General features: G+C 72.5%; 6 protein-coding genes. 2 read left to right on the plus strand and 4 right to left on the minus strand.

Going from position 1 to position 5,062, the window contains the following annotated elements:
* Window positions 1–214: 214 nt before the first annotated feature.
* Window positions 215–1,126, plus strand: a complete 912-nt coding sequence (locus C1I93_RS28200; RefSeq protein ID WP_111246301.1) for an acetyltransferase — start codon at window positions 215–217, stop codon at window positions 1,124–1,126.
* 372 nt (window positions 1,127–1,498) lie between these two features.
* On the opposite strand, the gene C1I93_RS28205 is transcribed toward C1I93_RS28200, so the two are convergent.
* The 3 genes from C1I93_RS28205 to C1I93_RS28215 all read right to left on the minus strand — a co-directional run bounded on the left by C1I93_RS28205 (window position 1,499) and on the right by C1I93_RS28215 (window position 3,429).
* Window positions 1,499–1,768, minus strand: a complete 270-nt coding sequence (locus C1I93_RS28205) for a hypothetical protein (protein WP_111246302.1) — start codon at window positions 1,766–1,768, stop codon at window positions 1,499–1,501.
* A gap of 47 nt (window positions 1,769–1,815) precedes the next feature.
* Entirely contained in the window at window positions 1,816–2,247 is a 432-nt protein-coding gene (locus C1I93_RS28210; protein WP_111246306.1) for a RusA family crossover junction endodeoxyribonuclease, read from the minus strand.
* Between the two features lie 198 nt (window positions 2,248–2,445).
* On the minus strand, window positions 2,446–3,429 hold the full coding sequence (locus C1I93_RS28215) for an NAD(P)-dependent alcohol dehydrogenase (protein WP_111246303.1): 984 nt from the start codon (window positions 3,427–3,429) through the stop codon (window positions 2,446–2,448).
* Between the two features lie 131 nt (window positions 3,430–3,560).
* On the opposite strand from C1I93_RS28215, the gene C1I93_RS28220 reads away from it, so the two are divergent.
* On the plus strand, window positions 3,561–4,265 hold the full coding sequence (locus C1I93_RS28220) for a TetR/AcrR family transcriptional regulator (RefSeq protein ID WP_111246304.1): 705 nt from the start codon (window positions 3,561–3,563) through the stop codon (window positions 4,263–4,265).
* Between the two features lie 57 nt (window positions 4,266–4,322).
* On the opposite strand, the gene C1I93_RS28225 is transcribed toward C1I93_RS28220, so the two are convergent.
* Window positions 4,323–5,062: VOC family protein (locus tag C1I93_RS28225; protein WP_220039608.1), on the minus strand; the 740-nt coding region annotated here is incomplete at its 5' end.

The following is a 5,062-nucleotide window of genomic DNA, read 5'->3' on the forward strand; positions in this document are numbered from 1 at the left end:
GACCCCACCCCGTGCCGACACTCGGACGCTTCTGGCCCCCGGTGGGCCGAGAACGTCCAAGATCTCCCACAGTCTTGGTGGTGGTGGGCACGGTAGGGTGGGGGTACGCCGTCGAGTGGGAAGGAGGTCAGAACGATGTCCGATGTTCTGCGCCCCTCCCGCGGTCCGGCGTCCACGCGGATCTGACGGGGCGTCGCGTTCCGGAGGTCCGTCAATGACCGATCTGGTCATCCGCCCGCTCGTCGCGGGCGAGGAAGAACTGTTCGATTCGATGCCCGACCCGTTGCCGCAACTGCGGCAGGTCAGCTACGCCGACGGGCTCGCCGGCGGCGGCTACCAGCCCGAACGCACCTGGGTCGCGCTGCGCAACGGCCGGGTGGTGGCCCGAGCCGCCTGGCTGCTGCCACCCGGCTCGGTGGGGGAGCCGTGGCTGGAGCGGTTCGATCTGGCCGCCGAGCCGCACGAGGGTGCGGCGCTGCTGCGCGCCGCCCACGACGTACTCGGCGGTCCCAAGGTGTACCACGCCTCGGCGCCGGCCTACTGGCGTCGGCAGCCGCAGGTGCGTGCCGTGGTCGAGACGGCGGCGGCGGCGGCTCGGCAGGCGGGCCTGGTCGAGGGCGGCGAGCGGATCCGATGCTCGTGGACCGGTGGGCCGCTGCCGGCCAGCGCCTGTCGGTTCTCGTTCCGGCCGGCCGTCGACGCGGCGGAGATCGAGTCGCTTGTCGCCCGGATCGGTACGCCGGAACTGCTCACCGGCGCGGAGACGGCCCGGATGGTCGGTGGGGTGGACCTGGCCCGTGCTCCGCTGGCCTGGTTGACCGGCCCGACGTCGGACTGGCGCGTGGCACTCGACGACGACGAGCCGGTGGGGCTGGCCGCACCGACGGCACACGCCTGCTTTCCGATGATCGCCTACTTCGGACTCCTCGACGAGGCGGCCCGGGGCGAACTGCTGGCCGACGCGGTCGCGACGCTGGCCGCAGGCGGGGCGTACGAGGTGGTCGTCGACGTGGACGCGCACCGGGTGGCCGTGGTGGCGGAGTTGGAGCGGACCGGCTTCCGCCGGGTGCGCTCCCGGCTGCTCTTCACGCCGGCAGTCGGGGAGGTGGCCCTGCCCTCGGCTTGATCAGCGTCGGCGGGCGGTGCGGTGTTACAGCCGTCTGCCGCTTTTACCCTCTGCTGGTAATCGTCCGTTCCGGCGGGCGTCAGCTCGGCTGGCGCGCCTAACCTCGCCCTCGGCGTCGCGACTCCGTGGGTCGCGACGCCGAGGTCCGGTGTGGGGCACCGTGGAGCTGAGTGCGGGCGGGCCGGCTACCGTGCTGGGGCTGGTCGACACGCCGCGCCAGCGCTCGGCTGGCCCGCTGCCACGCCGGCACCGGGGTCAGGACCGGCTCGTGCGGGGCCGGTCCTGACCCGTGTCGACAGCCGCGCGGAGCGGACGCCGGCAGGTGGCGGTGAGCCTTACCGACCTCGGTCTCGGCCCGTCACCCGGAGCGGCTCAGGTGGTCTCGCCGCGCACGATGGCGATGGCGACCCGGCAGAGTTCGTCCATGTCGGGCTGGAAGGCGGCGGCGATGTCGGGATGCAGGCCGCCGCGCGTCTCGTCGAGCAGCCGCTGGCACACCTGCTCCACCGGCTCTCCGGCGTAGCTGTCCCGGACCCGGTCGGCGGCGGCCTGGAGGGCCGAGGTCAGCTGCTCCTCCAGTGGCCCACGCAGCTTCTCCTGCACCGGATCACGAGGCTCCAGCGTGACATGTGGCTCCGACATCGACGCTCCCTTCATCGGCGGCTGCCGTACCCCGGCGTGGCCACCCGTCAAACCGCCTCCGGCACGGCGGCGACACGTACCTGATACGAGAACTCCTCGGCCGCCTCCTCGGCGTACGACAACCGGCGGATCTGCCGGTCGTCGTCGTAGAGGGCGACGTCGACCAGCACCCCGAGGTGGGCCAGGCCGATGTTGGCGACGCGCTTCTTGTCCTGCAACACCGCGCAGACCCCGCCCAGCAGGGTGCTGGCGTCGGAGGTGCGGTGCCCGGGCGGGCAGCGCAGGGTCACGTCCACCTCGATCGGCCCGGACAGCGGGGTCCAGCCGGTCTGTTGCGCGGCCTCGCAGGCGGCGCGGAGCAGGGCGCGTACCCTCGTCGCCTGCCGATGTCCGGCGGCGAAGATGGACAATGCCTCGGTTTTGACAGGTGGCAGGCCGCTCACCTCGAACGTCAGGGCGAGAGCGCGGGTGTCCTGCACCACGACGACACCTCCTCGTTGGGGACGATCCTGCCCAACCGATGAGCCGGTGAGGGGCTGTTCCCGCGAGAACCAACCGATCGGGCGGGTCGGGGTCGGCCGGTGGCGTATCGACGGCGACGGCGTACGCGCTGGCGGCGATGCTTCAGATAACGCTAGTGCACCCGGGCGGTCACTGGGTAGCGCCACAGGCCACGGTCAGATAGCGATTACCACTTTCGCCCGCGGGTGCTCGCTCTCCAGGTAGCGGATCGCCTGCGGCACCTCGGCGAGCGGATAGCTGCGGTCGATGACCGGGGTCACGCGGCCCGCCTCGGCGTGGGCGCGGAGGGTGTCGAGGTGCGCGCGGCTGGGTGTCGCGGTGAGGACACGGATGCGCTGCCGGACGAAAGGGGCGATCAGCCGCCCCTGGGTGAGCAGCCGGACCGGCCCGAGGAGGCTGCCACCCCGGTACACGCCACCGCCGGAGAGCACGAGCGTCCCGGTCGGGGTCAACGCCCGCCGCAGCGCGGTCAACGACCGATTGCCGACCAGGTCGAAGACGAGGTCGTGACGGCCGGCCGTGCGGGTGAAGTCGTCGCGGGTGTAGTCGACGACGTGGTCGGCGCCGAGGGAGCGGACCAGGTCCACGTTGCGGGTGCGGCACACCCCGGTCACTGTCGCGCCGAGCACCTTTGCCAGTTGGACGGCGAGCGTGCCGACGCCGCCGGAGGCGCCGTTGACCAGGACCCGCTGACCCGGCTCGAGCTGCCCGACGTCGCAGAGCCCCGTCAGGGCGGTGACACCGGCCAGCGGCAGCGCGGCAGCCTGCGGCGGGGTCAGGTTCGCCGGCTTCGGCGCGACCAGGGCCGCGGGCACGCAGACGTACTCGGCGAATGCGCCGCTGGCGTCGCCGAGGTCGCCGAAGACGGCGTCGTCGGGGCGCAGCTCGCGGACGTCGGCGCCGACCGCCTCGACCCGGCCGGCGAAGTCGCGGCCCCGGATCCGGGCCCGGGGTGCCGGGCGGCCGAAGGCCAGCCGCGCCAGTCGCGGGTCGCCGCGCACGATGTGCCAGTCGTACGCGTTGAGCGCGGCGGCCTCGACCCGCACGAGCACCTCGTCGGCGGCAGGCACGGGCGGGTCGACATCGGCGAGCCGGAGCGCCTCCGGCGGGCCGTACCGGTCCTGCACGATCGCCCTCATCGTCACCCTCCCCTCCGGGGTGTACGGCGTACACCTCCTGTTGGGAAATCTAGGTGTACGGCGTACACCTGTCAAGGCGGTTATGGTTTCCCCGAGTCGCCGGAAGACGAGGCCGGAGGTGCCGGGCGGGGATGGTCGAGCAGGCTGAGACACTGCGCCGGACGCCGCTGAGCAGGGACCGGGTGCTGCACTCCGCCGTCGCCCTCGCCGACCAGGCCGGCATCGAGTCACTCAGCATGCGCAATCTCGCCCAGGAGTTGGGCGTCGTGCCGATGGCCCTCTACAAGCACGTGGCCAACAAGGACGAACTGCTCGACGGCATGATCGACGTGGTGGTCGGCGAGATCGACCCGCCGCTGGCCGGCACCGGCTGGCAGCCCGCACTGCGGGCCCGCATCCTCTCGGCGCGGCAGGTACTGCGGCGGCACCCGTGGGCGCCGCTGGCGATCGAGTCGCGGAACATGGCGACGCCGGCCATCCTGGCCTACATCGACTCGACGATCGAGATCCTGCTGACCGACGGATTCAGCACCGACCTCACCCACCACGTGATGCACGCCCTGGGCAGCCGGGTCCTGGGCTTCAGCCAGGAGCTGTTCGACACCGCCCGGGACGCGGGCCGCACCGGCGCGGCCGATCCGATCCCGCCGGCGGCCCTGCCACCGGAGGTCGCGGCCCGGTTCCCGCACGTCGCGGCGATCGCCACGGCGGCCGCCCACGACGACACCACTGTCGTCGGGGCGGGCTGCGACGACCAGTTCGAGTTCGAATTCGCCCTGGACCTGCTGCTGGACGGCATCGACCGGCTGCGGCAGCAGGGTTGGACGTCGACCTGACCGGTCAGCTCCTCGGTCGGGGCGCGAACGCGCAGAATTGGACGTCGACCTGACCGGTCAGCTCCTCGGTCCTGGCGCGAACGCGCAGAACTCGTTGCCCTCGGGATCGGCCAACACCCACCACCGCGCCGCATCGTCCGGCTCCCGCAGCAGGCTGGCACCGGCGCGGATCAGCGCGGTCGGCTCCGGACCGGTCAGGTCGACGTCCCAGTGCAGCCGGTTCTTGACCGTCTTGCGCTCCGGCACCGGGTCGAAAACCCAGTAGTCCCAGGGGAAACCAACCACGCCCACCACCGCCGCGTACCCCTTCCTGGTCTCGACCTCACCGCCGACGACGCCGGACCACCAGGTGGCCTGGGCCACCGGATCCGCCGCGTCCACCACCATCTCGAACGGGCCCGGCGGCCGGGCCTGCTCGCCGGGCGGAAAGGCACAGAACTGGTTGCCCTCCGGGTCGGCCAGCACCCACCAGCTGACCTCCGCGTCCGGCTCGCGGATCAGCCGCGCACCGGCCGCCAGCAACGGTGCCGGGTCCGCCTCGGCCAACCGCAGATCCAGGTGTACGCGGGTCTTGACGGTACGCGGCTCGGGCACCCGGTTGACCCAGATCGACTCGGCGTCGGAGCGGCCCCCGGCCGGATCCACCCGGGCGTCCCCGTCCCCGGTGTCGACGAGCTTCCCGTCGAGGATGCGAGCCCAGAACCCACCGAGCGTCTGGACGTCTGCGGCGTCCAGACAGAGATCCTTGAAGCGTGCGATCATCCGCCGATCATGCCGCCCACCCCCGACATCCGCAC

It is taken from the genome of Micromonospora endophytica (assembly GCF_003236305.1).
GTDB classification, from domain to species: domain Bacteria; phylum Actinomycetota; class Actinomycetes; order Mycobacteriales; family Micromonosporaceae; genus Micromonospora; species Micromonospora endophytica.

Bases quoted from the DNA above. Each gene is read 5' to 3' on its own strand.
- C1I93_RS28200 (WP_111246301.1), top strand. From the start codon at position 215: ATGACCGATCTGGTCATCCGCCCGCTCGTCGCGGGCGAGGAAGAACTG.
- C1I93_RS28215 (WP_111246303.1), bottom strand. From the start codon at position 3,429: ATGAGGGCGATCGTGCAGGACCGGTACGGCCCGCCGGAGGCGCTCCGG.
- C1I93_RS28220 (WP_111246304.1), top strand. From the start codon at position 3,561: ATGGTCGAGCAGGCTGAGACACTGCGCCGGACGCCGCTGAGCAGGGAC.
- C1I93_RS28205 (WP_111246302.1), bottom strand. From the start codon at position 1,768: ATGTCGGAGCCACATGTCACGCTGGAGCCTCGTGATCCGGTGCAGGAG.